The following is a 22,469-nucleotide window of genomic DNA, read 5'->3' as shown; positions in this document are numbered from 1 at the left end:
ATCATGAGCTTTACACATAAAGAACCGCTGCAATCGAAATTCGCGGTCATGCCGGCACCCAAGGATATTGAAGCCCTGGTGCGCGCCGAACATCCGGATCCGTTTGCGCTCCTCGGCCCCCACGATGATGAGCAGGGCGGCCAGGTTATCCGCGCATTCCTGCCTGAGGCCTTGAGTGTCGAGGTGCTGGCCCGTGACAGCGGCGACGGGCTTGGCAGCCTGGATGCCACCCCGGTTCCCGGCTTGTTTGTCGGGCATTTCTCTACACGCCAAAGTTACCTGCTGAAGATCCAGTGGGCCGGCGGCGAGCAAATCACCGAAGACCCCTACAGCTTCGGCCAGTTGCTCGGGGAAATGGACCTGTACCTGTTTGCCGAAGGCAATCACCGTGAGTTGAGCAATTGCCTGGGCGCCCAAGTGACGAGCGTCGATGGCATCCAGGGCGTGCGCTTTGCCGTGTGGGCGCCGAATGCCCGGCGGGTCTCGGTGGTGGGCGACTTCAATATCTGGGACGGGCGCCGCCACCCGATGCGCCTGCGGCATCCCGCCGGGGTCTGGGAGATCTTTATCCCGCGCCTGCAACCGGGCGCGGCCTACAAATACGAAATTCTCGGCGCCACCGGGATCCTGCCGCTCAAGGCCGATCCCATGGCCCTGGCCACCCAGTTACCGCCCGACACGGCGTCGAAGGTCGCCGCGCCATTGCAAGTGGCGTGGTCGGACGAAGCCTGGATGCAGGCCCGGGGCGAACGCCAGGCGCCGAGTGCGCCCCTGTCAATCTACGAACTGCACGTCGGTTCCTGGCAATGCGAGCTGGACGAGTTGGGCGAAGTGTCGCGCCAATACGGCTGGCGCGAGCTGGGGGAGCGGCTGATTCCCTATGTGCAGCAACTGGGTTTTACCCATATCGAACTGATGCCGATCATGGAGCACCCGTTCGGTGGTTCCTGGGGGTACCAGCCGTTGTCGCAATTTGCACCCAGCGCACGCTTTGGTTCGCCCGACGAATTTGGCGCGTTCGTCAACGCCTGCCATCAGGCGGACATCGGCATCATTCTCGACTGGGTGCCGGCGCATTTTCCTACCGATACCCACGGCCTGGCCCAGTTCGACGGCACCGCGCTGTACGAATACGGCAACCCGCTGGAAGGCTTTCATCAGGACTGGGACACGCTGATCTACAACCTGGGGCGTACCGAGGTCCATGGTTTTATGCTGGCGTCGGCATTGCACTGGCTCAAGCACTTCCATATTGATGGCCTGCGGGTGGATGCGGTGGCGTCGATGCTGTATCGCGACTACTCACGCAAGGCTGGGGAGTGGGTGCCTAACCGCCACGGTGGGCGCGAAAACCTCGAAGCCATAGAGTTCCTGCGCCACCTCAACGATGTAGTGGCTCTGGAAGCTCCCGGCGCCTTGGTAATCGCCGAGGAATCCACCGCCTGGCCTGGCGTCAGCCAGCCGACCCAGCAGGGCGGCCTGGGGTTCAACTACAAGTGGAACATGGGCTGGATGCACGATTCGCTGCATTACATCCAGCAGGACCCGGTGTACCGCGCCCATCATCACAATGAGCTGAGTTTCGGCCTGGTGTATGCCTGGTCCGAGCGTTTTGTGCTGCCGATCTCCCATGATGAGGTGGTGCATGGCAAACACTCGCTGATCGACAAGATGCCCGGCGACAGGTGGCAAAAATTCGCCAACCTGCGGGCCTACCTGAGCTTTATGTGGATGCATCCGGGCAAGAAGCTGCTGTTTATGGGCTGCGAGTTTGGTCAATGGCGTGAGTGGAACCACGACCAGCAACTGGATTGGTACCTGCTGCAGTACCCGGAACACCGGGGTGTGCAGAAACTGGTGGGCGACCTCAATCGCCTGTACCGCGAAGAGCCGGCCCTGCACGAGCAAGACGACGCACCGCAAGGCTTCCAGTGGTTGATTGGCGACGATGCAATCAACAGCGTGTATGCCTGGCTGCGCTGGAGCAAGGACGGCAAGCCGGTGCTGGTGGTGGCCAACTTCACCCCGGTGCCCCGCGAGGCGTACAAGGTGGGAGTACCGTTTGCCGGCAGTTGGAAGGAGGTGATCAATAGCGATGCCGACACCTATTCCGGTTCCAACTACGGCAACGGCGGTGAAGTGTTCACCCTCGACGAGCCGCACCATGGGCAGCCGGTGTCGCTGGCGTTGAATCTGCCGCCACTGGGGGTCCTGATTCTGCGCCAGGAGTAAAGGCGCGTCGCATGGCCATCGTGGCTTGACCACGGTGGCCTGACCAACGCTGTTACCAAACCGTCTGGAACATTTTCTTACGTGTGCGCCACACAAGGATGTCAGCGATCAGGCGCAGTTTCCCAGTCCCCCTTCGTTTCGTCGCTGTGCCTGTGTATCACTGCCAGAGACGAACCATCATGACGCCTGTCCACCTCAACACACGATTTGCGCCTGCTGCTGCCACCTTGTCACGCTCCGACACGCCACCACCTAGCGAAGGCAGTGCCGGCCTGACGCTGGTGCAACCGCCTGCGCAAGCGACTCCCTCACACCAGGCGCAAGTGCGGGGAAAGCTCGGTGATCTGGACGAAATACTACGGGTGCTGCACGCGCTGCAAACCCCGAATGCCGTCGTCAATAAAAGCTTGTTTCTCAACAAAGACTCGCCGCTGATACCCGCCAATGGCTCGACCCAACCGGGGACCAATCGGCTGGATAACATGCTCGCGTTTTACGGGATAGTACCCTCCAACCCCAAGACACCCGAGCAGGTGCAAGCGGCGATTGACGCTGCGCAAGATGCGCGTAGCGAAATCAGCCTGGGCCTGGATGATCCGTACAGTGACATGGATGGCTTGCTGGACAAGCGCAATGAGCCCGCTATCCAGGCCTGGGTTGCCGAGCAAGAGGCCAAGTACAAAAAACCGTTGCTCAGCCAGCTGACCGAAGACCTCCCACCCCAGGCCCTGAAAAAAGCCCAGGGCACGCCGGCCGCCGTGCTGGAGCTGCTACTCAAATCGCCCAAGGCCAATGAACGGGTTCAGCAGTTGTTAAAAACCCTGGGCGGGGCCGAGTTCCCCCTGGATGGCGTCATAACGCCCGAAGTCAAGGTCAAGCTGTTGCTCAAGGCCCTGGCCTTGAGTCTGGACCCGCTGCAGACGCGCCAACCCGGGCAGGTTGCCGGCTTTAATCTGGCCTCGAGTGACCAGTGGGGCCAAAGCTACCCGTCGATAAAGTCCGCGTTCAGGAACCACCTGGTCGATTCACGGCAGCTTTCCGGGGATCAGGCCCATCTGGCGGCCTATATTCTGCAACCCCAGTTCCCGCCCGACTTTGCCGTGCGTGATACGCCAGCGGATCTACCTTACCGAGGGTCGGCGGTGTGGGTGAACTTCCAGCAAGGCGTCAGTCTGGCTGAAACGATCGCGCCGGGCTCGTCGCGGCGCATGGGCTTTCAACAACTGGTCGATCTGCCTGGCAAGCTCAGCGAGCAAGCTACAACGGACGGTGAGTGGGCGCTCATAACCTCGACCCGTACCCCGGCGGTTCTGGCGTGGGCGGTGACGCAAGGGGTGCTCCCACAGAAGGAAAGCTATTCGCAGGAAGATATAAATAAGGCAGCCACTGCACTGGACGCCCATATCGATAGCGTGGTCGCGGCAACCCAACAGATGGCGGCCGATGTGCCGATGCGCAAAGACTATTTCGAACGGATGCAGAAGGGCACTTCCCGGACCGAGGTGCTGAGCCTGATCAGTCCTGTTTTTGCCCTGTACAGGCACATGAGTGGTGAGAAAATCACCCCCTCGGACGTCAACTATCAATACCCTGTTTATGATGAAGGCCAGTTCCAGGGGGCGTTTGACAAATACCTGGCCGATACCAAGGTTGCCTACGGAACGCTTGTCCGCAGCCAGTTGACCCAGTTGCCGCTAAAGGACCGCGAGGCGATCGAACGGGGTGACGTAACGCTGTATGCCCTGCGGACAAAACCCGGCGGCCCCAATGAAACCGCCGAGGAGAAAAAGGCCGCTGTCACACGCCCGGCGTTTATTCTCAAAGCCAAATACAAGGGCGAGACAAGCTACTACGAAGTGAATCCGGTCAAGGGTATCGCCCGGCGGCGCGACGACTTGAAGCCGATCCTGGAGTCCTACAACCCCACCGATAAACGCTATGGCAAGGATTTCATTTCAATTGACCATTCCGCTGAGGGTGAGCCTTCTGAAGAATTGGTAGTCCGCCACACCCGCCCCGACAGCAGGGCCGAGTTCAAGCAACAGTGGGCGGATTACAAGGCCGGCAAAGGCCCCAAACCCAAGAGCTTTTCCATCGTGGTCCCGCAACAGCTCGCGCATTTTTCAGCGGCGAGCAATCCATCGACAGGTGCGGTGCCGCACACCCTGGCGTCCGAACGCTCAGTGGAGATCGCCAAGGCCATTACCACGGATCTGTTTTATGTCGATGAAACCACGCTCAAGCAGTGGGCGGAGTCGGACCCGGCCCGGGAAAGCGCGGCCCATAAAAACGACGACGCCTTTTGGGATCGGGTCAAAGGCGTCGGTCAGATGGTTGTTCCGTTCTGGAGTGGCATCGAAAACCTGGTCAAAGGCAATACCAAGGAGGGCATCAAGGATCTGGTGGTCGATGGCCTGCTGACCTTCGCCGGGCCGGCGGGCAAGTTTGCCGCGGGCTCGGTGCGCCTCCTGTCCACGGCCGGCAAGATTGGCGTAAGGGCACTGCTGCCAAAATTTCTGCCCCTGGTGAAGAAGTTCGCGGTGTCCGTGGCGCACAATCTCAACCCGCTTGACCCGGTGATGCCCGCGATCAATGGCCTGGGGGGCAGGCTCATGAAGTCTGGGCGCGCGGGCCTGAGCAATCTCCAGGCCGGTATTGCCAAGGTCAAGCAATCCGGCTTCCTTAAACTGCCCGGCAGAGGCCGCTACGACATTACCCTGAAGATCCCCCTGACCCCCAGGCCCGTCGCGCAAGGCCTGACCTTGCGGGTCCCCGAAGGCCTCTCCGGTGACCAGGTCCGAGTCCTGCATCGGCACACGTACAGCGACCTGGTTATCGGTGATGATGTCTATCGCTACAACCCGAAAAAGCCCGACAGCCTGATCAAACTGGGCGGCCCGGAGGATACCGAGCCGCTTGAAGGGTTGGTGATGACCTGTGGCGGCGGGGGCCGGCGATCCAAGCGGGACCTGAATGACCTGTGCTACACCAAACAGATCGAGCCAGGAGGCACGCCGGTCTTCCAGGACGCACAAGCACTCGAGCATCGACGACTGATTCCGCGGGCCGGCCCAGGAAAAGGGCCGCGCACGGTCATCCATGAGCACCGTCGTTACCGCGTCAATGAGGCGGGCAACCAGGAGCTACTACCGATGGCGAGTGTAGGACCTGTGACCTATAAACCTCGCACGACCGGCAGCGTGGTCAACGAAGCGGATTTTGGCTATGACGATTTTGGTGTGCCCCGGGCGATCAACCAGGAAACGGTGGTGGTCAAGATGGATGCGATCAGCGACCTGAGTAATGACCAGCGTGTCATCAGGGGGGTCAAGGTCAACCATAATGGCCACCAGTACGTGGTGGTCGAGGCTGATACCGGCGTGCACTATTACGCTGAGCTGACAGGCAACGGGCAACTGGATTTTCACCGGATGACCCGCAGTGATGCGCTGGATGTCGAATTCATCAAGTTCTACGACCAATACAAGGATATCTACGGTTTCGCGGCGCAGGGGCTCCCGGACAATCAGTTGGTGGTACTGCCCAGCCTGGAGACGCTGATCAAGAAAATCGTCGCCGACGAGCCTATGTCACCTGCCGAAATCAACCATCTTGCCAGCGTACTGCAAGGCCTGTCCCCCGAGAAACAACGCGAAGTCCTGATGGCGGTGTACGCATCGGGAAACAACCCCGGACATGTGGTAGTGGCGGCCAAACCGATCCGCCTGGCGCCGATCAACAAGCCTGCTGACTTCGCCCAGTTGCCGGCGGAACAACAGAATCGCGTGTATGCAGAAGGTGCGAGAAAAGCGGTTGACGAGCAGTTCCAGGCCACGGGCATTCGCTCAGCCAATCAACAGGTGCCCGGGCTTGCCGGCGAGGCCACGCGCAACGCCACGGCCACAGAAGTGGTGGGTTGGCTGTACACCCGCACGGGTGCGCCCAATTATTCCGAAATGGTCCTGAAGACCGGCGCCGGCAATTGTGACCAGATGGCCAAGGTCGCCGTTGATACGATCAATGCCAGTGGCGGCAATGCCCGTATCGCGCAAGTCAAAGGACATACCTTCGCGGTCGTCGGCGGGCCCCCGGGCCAGCCCCGCAGTAAAGGGTTTGTGGGGCCGGAGTGGGATCAGGCATGGGTCGTCGACCCCTGGGCCGGTATCACCTGCCGGGCGGCAGACTACCCGGCCCAGTTCAAGGCGCGGATGCAGGAGTGGAGCCAGTCTGGCAGGCGCATCCTGATCAGCGATGGAGGAACGCCGCCGCGCTCGGTGTGGAGCGACCCCATGGACCCACGCTGGATAAGCGCCACCGTCGATGGTGAAGCCCAGGTGTTCCAATAATCCGTTGCGCTAGAACTCCATCCTGAGGCCCAGGGTGCCCTTGCGCCCATCCAGTGCGTTGCTGTCGAGGTTGCGCGCATAACCCACCTCGCCATACACGCTGACGCTGTTGGAAACCTGCAGCGTTGCGCCGGCACTCAGGTCCAGGGTGGTGGATTTCTGCTCGGTATCAATGTCCGTGACGTCATTGAATCGCACACGATGGGTCCCGGATGCCCCGTGCCAGAGGTTGGTGCGGATAAAAGGCTGGACTGGCATCGCGGCCAGGGTATAGCTGCCGCGCAATCGGGCCCCGAGCCGGGTGGTGATGGCGGTGTCCGCGGAAAACCCGACCTTGGACACCCCATCATTCTGGCTATCGAGCCTGGTTTTATTGGCGATCAGTTGCACCTGCGGCTCCAACACCCAGTGTTGCCCGACCTGCAGCGGTATGCCGGCTTCCACCGAGCCCAGCACATCGTGACCTTTGGTCCTGAGCTTGAGCCCCCGATCGGATTCGCTGCTGCCATTGAGGCGGGTGCCCATCAGCACCACATCGACGTACCAGCCATACGGGTCAAGCAACGTCCAATACAGGCCCAGGCTGTCGCCGCGTAATGTGGTGTTGCCAGCATCCAGGTGCTGCCATCCGCGGTTGAACCCATCGACATTACCCCTCAGTCGGCTATGCCCGACGAAGAAGCCCAGCCGCTGGGTCTGGCCATTGCCAGTCGCCCAGGCATGGACATCGCTGCCCACCTGGAAGCCGCTGACCGAACCGTCCAACCGAGGGGCGACGGTACCGGCGTAGGCCTGGCGGCTACTGCTGCCGTAAACCCGGCCCCAGCCTGCCGGGAATGAGCCGGTGGCGGTCTGGCGACTCTGATCGCCCATGCGTTCGTGGTAGGTCCCGAGCATGGCCCGGACGGTCTGCTGCGCCGCCGGAAACAGCGTCGAATACACCGGTACCTCGGGGCGGTAGATCGGGATCGGCGGTTCACCGGGCACCGGCGCTGGCAAGTCAACCGGCGTTCCTTCGCCAGGCACCGGCAACGGCACCGGGGGCTGCTCCGGCTCGGGCAGGGGAGGCGCGACAATGGCTGAGCGCAGGTACCACTGTTGTTCGGCGCCGGCACTGACACCGCCCTTGAACAGGAAGTACTCAAAGGCTCCGGCGGACACCGAACCGCCTGCCAGGCTGAAGGCCCGGTCGCTGCCCGTCGCACCGTTGCGCGCTTCGACCACCTGGATGCCGTCGCTCAAGGTCTCGGCGCCGGCCCCGCCCAGATTGCTGACGTTGAGGGTCGTGGTGCCCAGTAGCGAGCCCTGGTTCACCACCAGTTTGTCACTGGCGGCACCATCGCCGGCCAACACACTTTGCAGCGCCATCTGCCCGTTGTTGCCGGTGTAGGTGCCATTCAGCGTCAGGCTGTCGGTGGCGCCGGTACTGCCGGTTGTCATGTCGATCAGGCCGCTGTTGTTGAGGCTCGCCAACTGGCCGGCCGTGAATGGGCTGATGGCCCCCTGGCTGACCAGCAGCACACTGCTGCCGTCGATACTCACGCTGCCGGTACCGGTGCCGCTATCCCCCAGCTTGAAATCCTGCGCCAAGGTAAAGCGCGAGCCGTTGTCGAAGTTGACCGTTTCCCAGTTGACGTAGCGTTCTGCGGTGGCTGCCTGGGTGTTATCGAAGACCAGGGTGTCGGTGCCCACGCCGCCATCGACCAGGGGCGTGGAAGAGAGCAGGGCCTGTGTCAGGTTTTGCAGCAATGCCCTGTCGTTATCCGCGCCCATATTGACCGCTGAATTGACCGTGCCTGCCTCGATCCAGTTGAACTGATCGTTGCCGAAGCTCATCAGCACCTGCCCATTGACCACGCCGCCGGTCAGGGTGAACAGGTCATCGCCACCACTGACACTGACGTTGCCGCCGATATACCCCCCGGAAACAGCGATGGTGTCCAAGCCAAAGCCAGTCACCAGGTTGCCGTTGATCCGTCCGCCGAGCAGGGTGTAGAAGTTGTTGTCGAGCTTCATATCCACCCGGCCGATGGTGCCGGCGGATTGGGTGGCCACGTCGCCATCCTCGAATGCCCCGACGATCTCGCCACCGCTCATATAGAACGTATCGCGGCCATCGCCCTGGGCCACGCTGGCCACGCGCCCGCCGCTTTGCGCATAGTTGTCGATGCCGTTGCCCTGGTTGATCGCGCCCACGGTGCCGCCGCTGATCTGCACCGTGTCGGCACCATCGCCCTGGGTCACTGCACCCACCACCGCATTGAGGTCCGCGCGGAAAATATTCGCGCCATGGCCCATGTTCAAGGCGCCCATGCTGCCTGACTGGGCTTGCACCTGATCATGGCCGTCGCCAAACGTGACAGTGCCGGTGATCGCGCCATTACCACCGCTGGGAAGACTGAGGGCGTTATTGCCATTGAGGTCGGTAAAACCGAGTGCTGTGCCACTGTCGCAGAGGGTGGTGTCGTCACCCGCAGTGATCACCGGGGTACAGGCCGCATAGGTGGCTGGCGGGAAGGTCCCCATCTGGGCCGCGCTGGTTAGCCAGGCGCCCAGGTACCGCCGCACATATCGCCGTGTGCTCATGATCTATCCTCGCTCGATGGAAGATGACGTCCCGCCGCCCCCAAGGGCAGGCACGGTCCGGACCATGACAACGCAAAAAAGCACGATAACGATAAGGGACAACCGGTTTCCTGTTTCGTAAAACATCGCCAATGCAAGGGGTTGGCATGGCTATCTCGACTGCACTTGAACCTGTGCAGTGCTTGTTCCACGTTAGCAACCGCCGGGAGGGGCCGCCACTGTCAGAGTTAACAGGTATAGACCTGTGTCACAGGAACACGATCTCATAGGGCTCACGCATACGCTCCAGCAACACCGGTGGCAGCATGGGCGCCAGGCCGATCAGCGGGTCGCCGAGCAACTGACTGGCGTAGGCGTGGGCGGCATGGCGTTTGCGCGCCACGCTCCAGGTGTCGAGGCGCACCTTGCGCGCGCACTGCCAGGGCATGCGCCCGGCTTCGCGGGCGGGCCAGTGCCAGGCCCAGATCGGCAACTCCAGCAGGCGCGCGCCCGTCAGCGCACAGGCGATGGCGGTGGCACGACCAACCGCATCGTGGTCGTCATTGCCATCATTGCGCCAGGTGGTAAACACCACATCGCCGGGTTGCAGGTAACGCGCAATAAACTGGCTCAAGGGGTGTTCGTGGGCGGCCAAAGCGTTGTCGCAAAAGCCACCACGGATCCATTTCAGGCTGTGCAAGGGCAAGCCCAGGCGGCGCAGGGCCTCGACACTTTCCTGGGGCCGGAACACGCTCAGGCGTTGCGCCGACCATTGGTTGGAGCCTGGATGGCTGGCACTGCCGTCGGTGATCGAGATCAACTTCAGAGGGTAATCCAGGGCACTGAACAGTTGCAGCAAACCGCCGCAGGCCAGCACTTCGTCCCCAGGATGCGGAGCAACTACCACCACGCGTGAGCCAGGGGGCACCAGCAGAGAAGGGCTGATGGTCGGGATTTGCGCCAGCTGCGGCGCACTGTTCCAGATTTGCGCCGGCACGCGGCGCCCGTCGTGCAGGGGGGCGGGTTTGATCAATGTCACGTCCTTGTCCGTTTGATGCAGGTCGTATCCCGTTGACGGGTCGACTCTCCTTTTTGTCGCGCAGGCGCCAGGCCCGTACGGCACGCTGGCGTTCCGAATCCTGGATTGCCATATCTGAGTATTGTTCATTGGCGGGGATTCGTCGCGCTCCGGCCGGGTAAAATCGTATTTATTTCAGGAAGGCTGCATCAGCCCCTTCAAATAGTCGCCAAATCCTCCTTGCGCACGGCACTCCAGGCGCGCACTGGTGATGACCTGGGGCGCGTGGCTCCAGGCAATGGTTGCGCCGCAACGCTCCAACTGGCGTACCAGTTGCACATCTTCATGACAGGGCAGGGGCTCGAACCCGCCAGCCCGCACATAGGCGCCGGCGCTGACCCCCAGATTGGCCCCATGGATGTGCCGATGCCCGTCACAGGCCTGGTAGGACTGGTGATAGCGGATCTGCGCCGCCTGGTCGAAACCATCGCTCCAGGCGTCCACCGTGACGGTGCCGCACACCGCATCCACGCCCAGCGCCAGTTGCGCCACCAGCCAATCGGTGGCAACACGACTGTCGGCATCGGTACAGGAGATCCAGCGGGCGCCATTGTTAAGCAGGTGCCGAGCGCCCATGCCCCGCACCTGGCCGACATTGCGCGCCTCGACGCTCAGGCTGTGTACGCCGAACGTCTCGGCAATGGCCGCACTGCGGTCGGTACAACTGTCGAGCACCACCAGTATCTGCACTTCTTCACCGAGCAACCCGGGATGGCTGGCGGCGATCAACGCGGCCTTCAGACATTCAGGCAGCAGCGCCTCTTCGTTATGCACCGGGATCAGAATGCCGATCATCGCAAGCCCTCGAGATGGGCGACCGAGGCGCTTTCGCGAGACCACAGGTCGAGTAGGAAATCACTGTCAGCCACCTGCGCCAGGCGCGACATACCCAGGCGTTGGTGCAACACCTGGTGGACCTGTTCCGCAGTTTGCGGGCAACCGTCGATAGCTGGGCGCCAGTGACAGGCCAGGACCTGGCCATCGTCGGTCAGCGCGGCCAGGATCTGTTCGACGAGCAGGCACAGGTCGTCATGGTCGAGGTAATAGCACCACTCGCTCAGCACGATCAGTTCGAACCTGCCGCCCGGCCATTGGGCAGGCAAGCGACGTTGCTCGACCTGGGCATGGGCGAACCCTTGCAGGCGCGCTTGCGCCAGGCTCACTGCGGCAGCGGCGGTGTCGCAGCACAGCAGACGCGCGCAACGTGGCGCCAGTTCGGCGCTCAACTCGCCATTGGCGCAGCCGGGTTCGAAAATCGAGGCATAGCGGGGTTTGGTCAGCAGCCCCAGGGTCAAGGCGCGCTTACGTTGCTCGTACCAGCGCTGGCGGAAGGCCCAGGGATCGTCGCTATCCACAAACAATTGGTCGAAGTAAGCCGTGGCCACACTCATACAAACACCACTTCAAAAGGTTGTAACAGCCGCTCCAGCACGTGGGGCGGCAAGACGGGCGGTAAGTCGATCTGGGGGTCGCCTTCCAGCTGGCTGGTGAAGGCGTGCAGGGCATGACGCTTGCGCGCGACGGCGGCGGGCGCCAGGGCAATCTTGCGTGCGCGCTGCCACGGCACCCGTGGGTCTTCGGGGGTTGCCCAATGCCACGTCCACACCGGCAGTTCAATCAAGCGCGCACCGACCGCCAAGGCTGCCTGGGCACTGGCACGGCCCACCGCTTCGTGGTCGCAATGCCCGTCTTCGCGCCAGGTGGTGAACACCACATCGTCCGGTTGCAGGTGCCGCTGGATAAATTCAGTCAGCGCCGATTCCCGGGCCTGCACCTGACTGTCGCTAAAACCGCCGCGCAGCCAGGTCAGGCGTTGCTGATGCCAACCCAGGCGTTGCAAGGCCTCGGCCGACTCCTGCGGGCGCACCTCGCGCAAACGCTGCTGCGGCCAACGGGGCGAGCCGGGGTGGCTGGCACAGCCATCCGTCACCGAGATCAGCAGCAGTTCGCGGCCCAGCGCGGCCAAGCCTTGCAACAGGCCGCCGCAGCCGAGCACTTCATCATCCGGATGGGGCGCGATTATCACGGCGCGGCAACCATCAGGCACCAGTTGCGCCACATTGACCTCGGGCAGGCCGGCGACCCGGGCTGAACCTTGCCAGGCCCGCAGCGGGGTGCCCTGGCCGACAATGGGGTTGGCTTTCATAATTGCCACGTCCCTCCGGACTGGATCGCCACCTTCTTGCCAAGGGCCGCCAGGTCACGCTCGGCATGGCTTTGGCGCAAGTACACCGGCAAGTCGGCCATCAACCGGGCGAAGTGTTCATCCTTGCAGTAAGGCCCGGCGCCCAAAGCCCGGCCTGTGTGATGGATGACCTGGTTGGCGGCCGCCTCAATCACCGCCCGCGCGCGGCGTGCCAGCAGTTGGGCATTGGCCTGGGGCTGATCGTCGATTTGCCGCGCAGCCGTGCGCAGCACCGTAGCGGCCGCGTACAAGGCCATGTCCACCGCGCCCAGATGCGCCAGCGCATGGGGCTCTTCGCGTTGATCGCAGTGTTCACGCAGGGCCTCGGCCAAGCGCTGCGCCGCGCCGTACCAACAGGCGGCAATACCAACCCCGCCGTGCCAGAAGCCGGGGCGTTGCAGGTAATCCCCTGGGGCGCCTACGGCCAGCGCCACGGCGTTCTCGAACGTCACATCGACACTCGCGCAAGCGCCCATGCCCACGGCGTTCCAGCCTTCGGCGGTCACTGTTACCCCCGGCTGGTCCATTGGCACCGCGACCAACTGCTGGCGCTCCTGCGCATCCCAGGCGGTCAATAACCCGTGGCTGACCACCCCGGCCCCGGAACACCAGGCCTTGCGGCCATGCAGCAGGTACTGCGAGCCCTCACGCCTGACCTGCACCCGTGCCGTCAGCGGTTCGGCGGCCCACATGCCCCAGGTGCTGCCCGCCGGCGGCGCCGCGCTGTTGAGGTCGGCCATGATTGCCAGCGCGTCGGTGTGCCCTTCGAACAGCTTGCACAGGCTCAGGTTGTGCCCGGCCACCTGGGCCAGCAGGCTGAAGCGCAGCAGGGTCTGCCCGCCACCCGGCAATGGCAATTGATCCAGGCCAGCCGCCACCATGGCACTCAGGGTCTGACCAAGGCCCTCGGTATCGGCCAGACCCTGACGATTGCGTTGCAGAAAACCGTGTAAATCCATTTCACACCTCTTCCTCGTGTTGCAGCTCGAACAGCAGCAGCGAGCGCCCGGTCACGGCATATTCATGGTCAAAATCGAAACGTTCCTGGCCGCGCACGGCCGGCTGGTTGGTATCGACCATGCAGGTCCAGAAACCGCCATCCGGCACCTGGGGCAAGCGGAAGTTCACCAGGTCATGGTGCGCATTGACCACCAACAGCAGCGTAGCATCGGCCCCCGGCCGGCGGATCCCGGTTTCCTGGGCGCGCCCATCCATCAACATGCCCAGGCAACGGCCCTGGCTGTCTTCCCATTGCTCGATGGTCATTTCATTGCCATCGGGGGCCAGCCAGGTCACGTCCTTGACCCCGATGTCCTCGTTATAGTCGCCCACCAGGAAGCGCCCGCGACGCAGGATGGGGTAGGCCAGGCGCAACTTGATCAGGCGTTTGACGAACTTGAGCAGGGACTTGCCATCCTCATCCAGCTCCCAGTTGACCCAGCCGATTTCGCTGTCCTGGCAGTAGGCGTTGTTATTGCCGTGTTGGGTGCGGGCGAACTCATCCCCGGCCACCAGCATCGGCGTGCCCTGGGCCAGCAGCAGGGTGGCGAAGAAGTTGCGCATCTGGCGCAGGCGCAGCGCGTTGATCTCCGGGTCTTCGGTCGGGCCTTCGACGCCGTGGTTCCACGACAGGTTGTTATTGCTGCCGTCCTGGTTGTTCTCGTCGTTGGCTTCGTTGTGCTTGTCGTTGTAGGACACCAGGTCATGCAGGGTGAAGCCATCGTGGGCGGTGATGAAGTTCACCGAGCTGTAGGGGCGGCGCCCGCGCTGGTTGAACATCTCGCCGGAGGCGGTCATGCGCCCGGCAAAGTCCGCCAACTGGCCGTCATCGCCTTTCCAGAACGCGCGCACGGTGTCGCGGAAACGGTCATTCCACTCCACCCAGCCCGGCGGGAAGTTGCCCACCTGATAACCGCCGGGGCCCACATCCCAAGGCTCGGCGATCATTTTTACCTGGCGCAGCACCGGGTCCTGGCGGCAGGCCACAAGGAAGCTGTGACGCTCGTCGAAACCGTCGTGATAACGCCCGAGGATGGTCGCCAGGTCAAAGCGGAAGCCATCCACATGCATCTCGGTGGCCCAGTAACGCAGGGAGTCGGTCACCATTTGCAGTACACAAGGGTGGCTCAGGTCCAGGGTGTTGCCGGTGCCCGAGTCATTGATATAGAAGCGCTTGTCGTCAGGCATCAGGCGGTAGTAGGAGGCGTTGTCGATGCCGCGCATCGACAGGGTCGGGCCTTGCTCGTTGCCTTCGGCGGTGTGGTTGTAGACCACATCGAGGATCACTTCCAGCTTGGCCTCGTGCAGGTGCGCGACCATTTCCTTGAACTCGGCGATCTTGCCGCTGGCCAGGTAGCGCGGGTCAGGGGCAAAGAAGGCGATGCTGTTGTAACCCCAGTAGTTGGTCATGCCTTTTTGCAGCAAATGCTGGTCATTGACGAAGGCATGCACCGGCAGCAACTCCACCGAGGACACCCCCAGTTGGCGGATGTGCTTGAGCACATCGTCCACCATCAACCCGGCGCAGGTACCGCGCACCGCTTCAGGGACAGAAGGATGGCGCATGCTGATGCCGCGCAGATGGGTTTCGTAGATGATCGTGCGATCCCACGGGGTGCGCACCGGCTGGTCGTTGCCCCAGGTATGGGCCGGGTCGATGACTTTGCATTTGGGCACGAAGGGCGCGCTGTCGCGCTCATCGAAACTCAGGTCGGCATCCGGGTGGCCGATGGTGTAGCCAAACAACGCTTCGGACCATTTGAGCTCGCCCACCAATTGCTTGGCATAGGGGTCGATCAGCAATTTATGGTGGTTGAAGCGATGGCCGTTGGCGGGATCGTAAGCCCCGTATACCCGGTAGCCATAGATCAGCCCGGGGTGGGCATCGGGCAAGTAGCCGTGGAAGGTCTCGTCGGTGTATTCCGGCAGTTCGATACGTTCCAGCTCGACTTCGCCGGTATCGTCGAACAGGCACAACTCAACCTTGGTGGCGTTGGCCGAGAACAGCGCGAAATTGACCCCCAGACCATCCCAGGTCGCGCCGAGGGGGAAGGGCAAGCCTTCACGAATGCGCGATGGCTCGGTAGCGGGTGTCTTGCTCATGGTGTTGCTCCTGCAGGGTTTTTCAGGCCGAACGGGGCCGTGCTGACATCAGGTCAGATCAATCGTTGAGTGTGCTGCAGGAGCCGGTGGCCGGCTCCTGTGGGAAGGTGGATCAGCCGGCAGGCTTACGCGCCGCCCGTGGTTTTTTGGCGACCGCCGGTTTTTCCGCAGCCGGCTTTGCCTTGGCCTTGGTGCCTGTCTTGGGTTTACTCGGGGTCAGGGCCTCGGCTTCGGCCAGCTTGCGGGCCATTTCCCAATGACGGGCTTCCTGGCCCTCAGGTTTACCTTCGGACTCCCATATCTGATACGCGAATTCACGAACGCGTTTGTCTTCGGTGCTCATCGCAATGCTCCTCACAGAAAATTTCAGCTTTCTTGATCGTCAGAATGGATAAAGACATTTACCGGGAGTACCCCCAGGGCAGCGCTGATCAGTAGCTCCTTGTTGGGTGTGACTGCGCCTGTTTGCAAAAGTCCCTTCCAATTTTGCTGCGTGGCGTCGAACGGTAATGTGATCCGGGTATCGCCCCAAACCTGCGCATCCACCCGGGGCTGGGCGCTGTTTTCAAGCAGAGCGTGGGTCCAGCGTGGCACCACCACCAACAGCCACTGGCCTTGATATTCGCGGCTGAAGGCGACAATCCGTTGGGCATGCCGGCCCAGCACTTGCAGCGGTACATAGCGTCCCCTGGCAAACAACAGCGGGTAGGCCTTGCGCAGGTTCAACACCTGGGCAATCAGCGCCTGCTTCAAGTGCCCGTCACGCCAGCGCTCAAGCAAGGCGCCGGGTGCTGCCGCCAATGCCTGTTGCCGGGCATTGAAATCCACCGGCCGCCGGTTGTCCGGATCCACCAGGCTCAAGTCCCAGAATTCGTCGCCCTGGTACAGGTCCGGCACGCCTGGCACGGTGTTGCGCAGCAAGGACTGCGCCAGCCCGTTCAACGCGCCAGCGGGGGCGATGGCCTCGGCCGCCGCGTGGATCGCGGTGCGCAAGGTCAGACCGGCGGGCTCGAGCAGCAAGCGCCTGAGGAAGGCTTCGACACCTTGCTCATACACATCGTTGGGGGCGCTCCAGCTGCTGTGTAGTTTGGCTTCGCGCAGGGCTTTTTGCTGCCATTGCCAGAGGCGCTGCTGATAGTCGTCGGTGTTCTCAATGCCCAGGTCCAGGGGCCAACTGCCCAGCAGCACCTGATACAGGATCAGCTCATCACCGGCCGAGGGGATGGCCGGATCATCGCGCAAGGGCGCCGCCAGCCTGCGCCACTGTTGCACCTGCTCGGCATACCAGGGCGCGCACTCGCTGAGCACCGCCAGGCGCGCACGGCTGTCTTCACCGCGTTTGTGGTCATGGGTGGCGGTGGCCAGCAGGTTATCGGGGAAGGCCTGCAGGCGCTGCTGGTTGGCGGCATGGAACTCGGCCAGGGGCGCGCTGAACTGTTCGGTACTGAAGCCCACGTCATTGCGCGAGAGCAGCACTGCCGAGCGATAGAAAGCGGTGTCTTCCACGGCCTTGGCGGCTGCCGGCGAGGTCAGTTGCTGGAAGCGCACGCAGGCATGCTTGAGGATCTTGCGCGGCTGCCCCACCGGGCGTTCGCGCCAGAGTTGGCCGCCGAGCCACTGTTGCAGGTAGTCGAGCACTGGCCAGTCGGCTTCGCTCAAAGTCCCACGGGCACCGGCCAGCGCCTGCTGGAACAGCGCCTCGTCAGCGGCGCTGCGGCCACAGGCGCTGATGTAGGTGCGGTACACCGGGAAGTGCACGATCAGCTCCTGCAAGGCGCGGCGGATCGCGCCCAGGGTCAGGTCACGGCTCATCACATCTGCGCGGGCCACTTGCAGCAGGGCCTGGGCCACGCTCTCAAAATCCCCGGCCAGGGAGCCGTTGAGGATTTGTTGCCGGGCCAGCCAGGCTTCCTCGATAAACGCCGACGGCCGCTCGCTGGCCTCGCTCCACAGCTGGGCCAACGCCTCGAACCCCTGGGGGTCGTGCTGTACCAGCGACACCTGGTTCATGAACTCATAGCCGGTGGTGCCATCCACCCGCCAGTCTTCGCGCAGGGTTTCCCCGGTGCCGAGGATTTTCTCGACAAAGATCGGCAAGTGCCGGCTCGGCGACAATCCATCCACCCGGCGCCGCAACTTGCGGCAGTAGCCACGGGGATCGGCCAGGCCGTCGATATGGTCGATGCGCAGGCCATCCACCAGGCCCTCGCGGATCAGCTGGAAAATCTTGCGGTGGGTGGCCTCGAAGACCGTGGCCCGCTCCACCCGCAGGCCGCCCAACTCGTTGACGTCGAAAAAGCGCCGCCAGTTGATGTCATCCGCCGCCGTGCGCCAACTGGCGAGGCGGTAGGCTTGCTGCTCCAGCAGTTGGTGCAACCGGGAAAACCCCTCGGGCTGGCGCGCATCAAACAGCGCCAGGATGTGCTCGATGGCTGTCAGGTTCAGGGGCTCGCGCGCCTGTACGGCCAGTTCCTGTTTCAGGCTGGCGGCCAGGGGCCAGGCATCAGCCTGATAGGCCAGGGCGCTGAAGCGGTCGGCCAGCTCTTTGAGGGGCGGATGCAGGCGCAGGATATCGCCGTAGTCCCTGGGGCAGATCGGGAAGCGGTGCTCGTAGTGCTCGACAAAGAAGCTGCCCTGGGCCGGGTCAAACCGCAGGGGCAGGTTGCCGCTTTGCAAGGCCTCGCCGTAATCGCTGCCGAGGAAGGGCATCAGCAGTTGGCCCTTGAGCAGCGGGTCGGGGGAGTGCCACTGGATATCGAAGAATTCGCAGTAAGGGCTCAGGCGCCCCCATTCCAGCAGATCCAGCCACCAGGGGTTGTCGCTGCCACCGACGGCCATGTGGTTGGACACGATATCCAGAATCAGCCCCATCTCATGGGCGCGCAGGGCCGCCACCAGGCGACGCAAGGCGGGTTCGCCGCCCAGTTCCGGGTTGACGGTGGTCGGGTCGACCACGTCGTAGCCATGCATTGAACCGGCGCGGGCCTTGAGCAGGGGCGACGCATACAGGTGGCTGATGCCCAGGCGGGCAAAATACGGCACCAGCGGCACCGCATCGTCGAGGGTAAAGCCTTTGTGAAATTGCAGGCGCTGGGTGGCTCGTAGCAAGACGCTGTTCATCGGTCACGCTCTAGGGCTTGATTACGGGCGACCGCCAGTAACTCCAGGCGGCGCGCAGCGTTTTCATCGTCGAGCAGGTGCGCGGCGTCCCCCGGCAAGCGCCGTCGCCAGTTGGGATGGGTGTCGGTGGTGCCAGGCAGGTTGGCTTGCTCTTCGACGCCCAGGGCATCTTCCAGAGGCAGCAACACCAGCGGCGCACGGGTGTGGCCGAGGTAGCGCACGCTGGCATCGAGCATGTGGTCGGTTTCGTTGCGCAGTTCATCGAGGAAGTTCTGCGGGTCTTGAACCAGGGCCTGGCGCAGTGCTTCACGCTCGCGCTGGCGGTGCTCGCTCCATTGCTCCACCGTCGGCGCGTCGATCAACCCCAGTTGCACATTCCAGTCGATATCGCGGCTGTGCCACCAGCCATTGAGCGTCGGCAGGTCATGGGTACTGGTGGTGGCCAGGGCGTTATCCGGCCAGTCGAGGATCGGCGTGAAGCGCCCGCCGTGGTCCTGTTCGAACAGCAATACGCGCATGCCCAGCATGGCCCGGGCGCTGAGCTTTTCCCGCAGGCCCTCGGGCACCGTGCCCAGGTCTTCGCCGAGCACAATCGCTTGGTGTCGGCTGGATTCCAGGGCCAGCAGGCGCAGCAGGTCGTCCACCGGGTAATACAGATAAGCGCCTTGTTTGGGCGAAGCGTCCCTGGGGATCACCCACAGCCGTTGCAGGCCCATCACATGGTCGATACGCAAGCCGCCAGCATGGGCGAAGTTGGCCCGCAGCATTTCGATAAAGGCGCGAAAACCGTTGCGTTTCAGGCCTTCGGGGGAGAACGCGGAGATGCCCCAGCCCTGGCCGGCACGGTTGAGGATATCCGGTGGCGCACCCACCGTCAGGTCGGCCAGCAGTTCATCCTGACGGCTCCAGGCCTGGCTGCCGGCGCCATCGGCACCCACGGCCAGGTCGGCAATCAGGCCGATGCCCATGCCACTGCCGCGGGCGGCTTGTTGCGCACGTTCAAGGCAGCGGGCGATCAGCCATTGGTTGAAGGCATAAAAGCCAATGGCCTCGCCTTGCTCGGCGGCGAATTGTGCCAGCGCGGCGCTGCCCGGATCGCGCCACTCCTCGGGCCACTGGCGCCAGTCGAGGCTTTCGCCGGTGGCGGCGCGCTCGGCCTGGATGGCTTCGAAGCGGCAGTGGTTTTCCAGGGCCTCACCGCCGGCTTGGCGAAAGCTCAGGAAGTCCGCCTGCTGCGGGTGCTCGCCCTGGCGGAAGTCCTCATACAGGGCACGCAGCAGGCGTTGCTTGGCCTTGGCGGCGGCAGGCCAGTCGATCAGGCTTTGTTGTTCCAGTTCGTGCAGCTCATCGGCCAACCCGGTGGACTCGATAGCGCTGCGCACTGCGCGCTCGCCGAGGATGCACCCCGGCGAGGCGTACAAGCTATTGAGGAACAGCCGGCTGGACGGCGAGTAGGGGCTGTAGCGCGTGGTATCGGCGCTGAACATCGCGTGCAGCGGGCTGATGGCCAGGGCATCGACGCCCCGTTCCGCGGCGGCGCGGGCCAGTTGTTCCAGGGCCTGGGTGTCGCCAAAACCGCCGTCGCCGCTACGGCGCAACGCATACAACTGGGCGCTCAGGCCCCACGCACGGGCAGGCTGGCTGTCCACCGCCTCGGCCACGCTGAAACAGCGCAGGGGCGCGACAGCCAGGGTGAAGGACTGGCCGCCGATCTGCACCCGCTGGTAGCCCACGGGCAGGGTACCGGGCAGGTTGGCCTCGGCGTCCAGCTCGAGGCTCTGGGTACTGCCATCCTCCAGGTAAACCTGGCACGGCGTGCCGGGAGCAAAGTATGCGGCCAGGTCGAGGCTGCTGCCGACGTCCACCGTCAGCAGTGGCGCCAGATGGCGGTCTTGTTGCACACGCTCCAGGTCTTGCAGGCTGGCAGCGATGGCTTCATCGGTGTCGGCGGGGTGGCCAAGACCATTGAGCACGGCGCGCAAGGCGTCGGCGCTGACATGTTGCGGGCGGCCATTGGCGTCGATCCAATCCACCGCTAGGCCCGCGCGGCTGGCGAGTATTTCCAATTGCGCTTCGCTCAAGGGTGCTCTCCAACAGGTGATGAGGTGTCGCCCGGCGTCAGGCTGACGCGGGCGCAGAAGGGCGTGAGTGACCCAGGGTCGCTGCTGGTGCTGAACAGCTCAGTGATGCCGGCCGGATGATGCAGGGTGGCCGCACTCAGGTTGAGGTCGATCTGCAGGATGCTGCCATTGCCCATCCGCCAGCGGGCCGATACCGCGCCCTGGCCCAGGACCTGCGCGCCGAGGGCCATGCTGCCGGGCAGGTGGGGCACGATATGTTGCCGGCGCAGGCCCAGCAGCTGGCGATACAGCGCCGCAGGCGCCTGGCTAAACTGCGGGATGCAGCGTTCGAAGGTCTGCAGCGCGTTGGGGTCGGGAATCTGCGCGCGGCGCTCGGGGTCGCTGAAGGCGGCGAAGTCAGCAAACTCATTGCGTCGGCCTTCGCGCACGGCCTCGGCCAGTTCGCCGTGATGGTCGGTAAAGAACAGGAAGGGCTGCTCGGCGGCGATCTCATCACCCATGAACAGCAGCGGGATCATCGGCGACATCAGCAGCAAGGTGGTCGCCGCCTGCAACGCCTGGGGCGAACACAGTTGATGCAAGCGCTCGCCAAGGGCGCGGTTGCCGATCTGGTCGTGGTTCTGCAAAAACAGCACAAAGGCACTGGGCGGCAAGTGCTCGCTGGATTCGCCACGCCGGGTACCGTGGCGCGTGGTCTCACCCTGATAGATAAAGCCTTCGCCCAGGCAGCGCGCCAGTTTGGCCGTGGGTTCGTCGGCAAAGTCGGCGTAATAGGCGTCGGTCTCGCCGGTTAACAGCACGTGCAGGGCGTTATGCCCGTCGTCGTTCCATTGCGCATCGAAACCCTGCTGCAACAGGCTGGCCTGGTTGAATTCGTTTTCCAGCACCAGCCATACATGGCGGTCCGGGTCCACCTGCTCACGCACCCGTCGGGCCAGCTCCTTGAGGAACGACGGGTCGTCGATGGCATGCACCGCATCCAGACGCAGGCCGTCGAAGCGGTATTCGAGGAGCCACATCAGCGCATTGTCGATAAAGAAGTCGCGCACTTCGCGGCGGCGAAAGTCGATCCCGGCGCCCCAGGGGGTGTGGGTGTCTTCGCGGAAAAAGCCTTTGGCGTACTGGCCCAGGTAGTTACCGTCGGGGCCGAAGTGGTTGTAGACCACATCCAGAATCACCGCCAGGCCATGCTCATGGGCCCTGTCGATCAGCTGTTTCAACTGATCCGGCGTGCCCAGGGACGCTTGCGGCGCGTAGGGCAGCACCCCGTCGTAGCCCCAGTTACGCTCGCCGGGGCACTGCGCCAGCGGCATCAGCTCAATGGCGGTGATGCCCAACTCGGCCAAGCGTGGCAGGTGTTGCTCTACAGCGGTGTAGCCTCCCAGGACCCCCACATGCAGCTCGTAGATCACCGCTTCATGCCAGGGTCGGCCCTGCCAGGCGCTGTGGCGCCAGGGGTAGGCCAAGGGATCGACCACCACGCTGTCGCCATGTACATCCGCGTGCTGGAGGCGCGATGCCGGGTCCGGCACATCGCGCTCGCCATCAATATTAAAGTGGTAGCGGGTACCGGCCCCACAGCGCACGTCAGCCACAAACCAGCCTGCTGCCTGGGGCAGCATGGGCACCGACTGCCCCCCTTGCAGCTCGACGCTGACATAAAACGCATCAGGCGCCCACAGGGCGAAGCGGGTGTGTTGCGCATCCTGCATGATCGCGCCGTGGGGCCATGTTTCCAGAGTCCGTGACGGCATCTATCC

The 22,469-nt window shown here is 63.3% G+C and carries 13 protein-coding genes; 2 read left to right on the top strand and 11 right to left on the bottom strand.

Annotated elements, in window-relative coordinates; translation table 11 throughout:
• The first annotated feature begins 3 nt into the window (after positions 1-3).
• Both glgB and HBR93_RS11055 read left to right on the top strand, forming a co-directional pair.
• Positions 4-2,232 (top strand): 1,4-alpha-glucan branching protein GlgB, encoded by a 2,229-nt coding sequence (gene glgB / locus HBR93_RS11060; protein ID WP_169960335.1) that lies wholly within the window; start codon positions 4-6, stop codon positions 2,230-2,232.
• A 608-nt stretch (positions 2,233-2,840) separates the two neighbouring features.
• Entirely contained in the window at positions 2,841-6,578 is a 3,738-nt protein-coding gene (locus HBR93_RS11055) for a hypothetical protein (protein ID WP_169960334.1), read from the top strand.
• A 9-nt stretch (positions 6,579-6,587) separates the two neighbouring features.
• Here HBR93_RS11055 and HBR93_RS11050 read toward each other — a convergent pair whose 3' ends face one another.
• From HBR93_RS11050 to treZ, 11 genes are all read right to left on the bottom strand, one after another.
• Positions 6,588-9,164 carry an autotransporter outer membrane beta-barrel domain-containing protein gene (locus tag HBR93_RS11050; protein ID WP_169960333.1) on the bottom strand — a complete coding sequence of 859 codons (2,577 nt, stop codon included), beginning with the start codon at positions 9,162-9,164 and terminating at the stop codon, positions 6,588-6,590.
• Positions 9,165-9,411: 247 nt separating this feature from the next.
• A complete protein-coding gene (locus HBR93_RS11045) occupies positions 9,412-10,173 on the bottom strand; it encodes a PIG-L family deacetylase (RefSeq protein ID WP_169960362.1) in 762 nt (253 codons plus the stop codon).
• Positions 10,174-10,356: 183 nt separating this feature from the next.
• Positions 10,357-11,016, bottom strand: a complete 660-nt coding sequence (locus tag HBR93_RS11040; protein ID WP_057436603.1) for a glycosyltransferase family A protein — start codon at positions 11,014-11,016, stop codon at positions 10,357-10,359.
• Positions 11,013-11,612 carry an SAM-dependent methyltransferase gene (locus tag HBR93_RS11035; RefSeq protein ID WP_169960332.1) on the bottom strand — a complete coding sequence of 200 codons (600 nt, stop codon included), beginning with the start codon at positions 11,610-11,612 and terminating at the stop codon, positions 11,013-11,015. Before HBR93_RS11035 ends, HBR93_RS11040 begins: the two co-directional genes overlap by 4 nt.
• Positions 11,609-12,367 (bottom strand): PIG-L family deacetylase, encoded by a 759-nt coding sequence (locus tag HBR93_RS11030; protein ID WP_057436599.1) that lies wholly within the window; start codon positions 12,365-12,367, stop codon positions 11,609-11,611. Before HBR93_RS11030 ends, HBR93_RS11035 begins: the two co-directional genes overlap by 4 nt.
• Complete coding sequence (locus HBR93_RS11025) at positions 12,364-13,365, bottom strand: acyl-CoA dehydrogenase family protein (RefSeq protein ID WP_169960331.1); 1,002 nt, start codon at positions 13,363-13,365, stop codon at positions 12,364-12,366. The genes HBR93_RS11030 and HBR93_RS11025 overlap by 4 nt, the downstream gene beginning before the upstream one ends.
• Before the next feature lies 1 nt (position 13,366).
• Positions 13,367-15,508: a glycogen debranching protein GlgX gene (glgX, locus tag HBR93_RS11020; protein ID WP_057436597.1), complete on the bottom strand. Its 2,142-nt coding sequence runs from the start codon at positions 15,506-15,508 to the stop codon at positions 13,367-13,369.
• A 112-nt stretch (positions 15,509-15,620) separates the two neighbouring features.
• Positions 15,621-15,851, bottom strand: a complete 231-nt coding sequence (locus HBR93_RS11015) for a DUF2934 domain-containing protein (RefSeq protein ID WP_057444084.1) — start codon at positions 15,849-15,851, stop codon at positions 15,621-15,623.
• A 23-nt stretch (positions 15,852-15,874) separates the two neighbouring features.
• Positions 15,875-18,628, bottom strand: a complete 2,754-nt coding sequence (locus HBR93_RS11010; RefSeq protein ID WP_169960330.1) for a malto-oligosyltrehalose synthase — start codon at positions 18,626-18,628, stop codon at positions 15,875-15,877.
• The gene (gene malQ, locus HBR93_RS11005; RefSeq protein ID WP_169960329.1) at positions 18,625-20,709 is read right to left on the bottom strand and encodes a 4-alpha-glucanotransferase; all 2,085 of its coding nucleotides are present in this window, start codon (positions 20,707-20,709) and stop codon (positions 18,625-18,627) included. Before malQ ends, HBR93_RS11010 begins: the two co-directional genes overlap by 4 nt.
• Positions 20,706-22,463 carry a malto-oligosyltrehalose trehalohydrolase gene (gene treZ, locus HBR93_RS11000; RefSeq protein WP_169960328.1) on the bottom strand — a complete coding sequence of 586 codons (1,758 nt, stop codon included), beginning with the start codon at positions 22,461-22,463 and terminating at the stop codon, positions 20,706-20,708. Before treZ ends, malQ begins: the two co-directional genes overlap by 4 nt.
• Between the last annotated feature and the right edge of the window lie 6 nt (positions 22,464-22,469).

Source organism: Pseudomonas sp. WS 5411 (assembly GCF_012985595.1).
GTDB lineage: Bacteria > Pseudomonadota > Gammaproteobacteria > Pseudomonadales > Pseudomonadaceae > Aquipseudomonas > Aquipseudomonas shahriarae.
The sequence above is the reverse complement of the archived record's forward strand: the minus strand, read 5'-3'. Positions and strand labels throughout refer to the sequence as shown.

Bases quoted from the DNA above. Each gene is read 5' to 3' on its own strand.
- glgB (WP_169960335.1), top strand. From the start codon at position 4: ATGAGCTTTACACATAAAGAACCGCTGCAATCGAAATTCGCGGTCATG.
- HBR93_RS11055 (WP_169960334.1), top strand. From the start codon at position 2,841: ATGGATGGCTTGCTGGACAAGCGCAATGAGCCCGCTATCCAGGCCTGG.
- HBR93_RS11050 (WP_169960333.1), bottom strand. From the start codon at position 9,164: ATGAGCACACGGCGATATGTGCGGCGGTACCTGGGCGCCTGGCTAACC.
- HBR93_RS11040 (WP_057436603.1), bottom strand. From the start codon at position 11,016: ATGATCGGCATTCTGATCCCGGTGCATAACGAAGAGGCGCTGCTGCCT.
- HBR93_RS11035 (WP_169960332.1), bottom strand. From the start codon at position 11,612: ATGAGTGTGGCCACGGCTTACTTCGACCAATTGTTTGTGGATAGCGAC.
- HBR93_RS11030 (WP_057436599.1), bottom strand. From the start codon at position 12,367: ATGAAAGCCAACCCCATTGTCGGCCAGGGCACCCCGCTGCGGGCCTGG.
- HBR93_RS11025 (WP_169960331.1), bottom strand. From the start codon at position 13,365: ATGGATTTACACGGTTTTCTGCAACGCAATCGTCAGGGTCTGGCCGAT.
- glgX (WP_057436597.1), bottom strand. From the start codon at position 15,508: ATGAGCAAGACACCCGCTACCGAGCCATCGCGCATTCGTGAAGGCTTG.
- HBR93_RS11015 (WP_057444084.1), bottom strand. From the start codon at position 15,851: ATGAGCACCGAAGACAAACGCGTTCGTGAATTCGCGTATCAGATATGG.
- HBR93_RS11010 (WP_169960330.1), bottom strand. From the start codon at position 18,628: ATGAACAGCGTCTTGCTACGAGCCACCCAGCGCCTGCAATTTCACAAA.
- treZ (WP_169960328.1), bottom strand. From the start codon at position 22,463: ATGCCGTCACGGACTCTGGAAACATGGCCCCACGGCGCGATCATGCAG.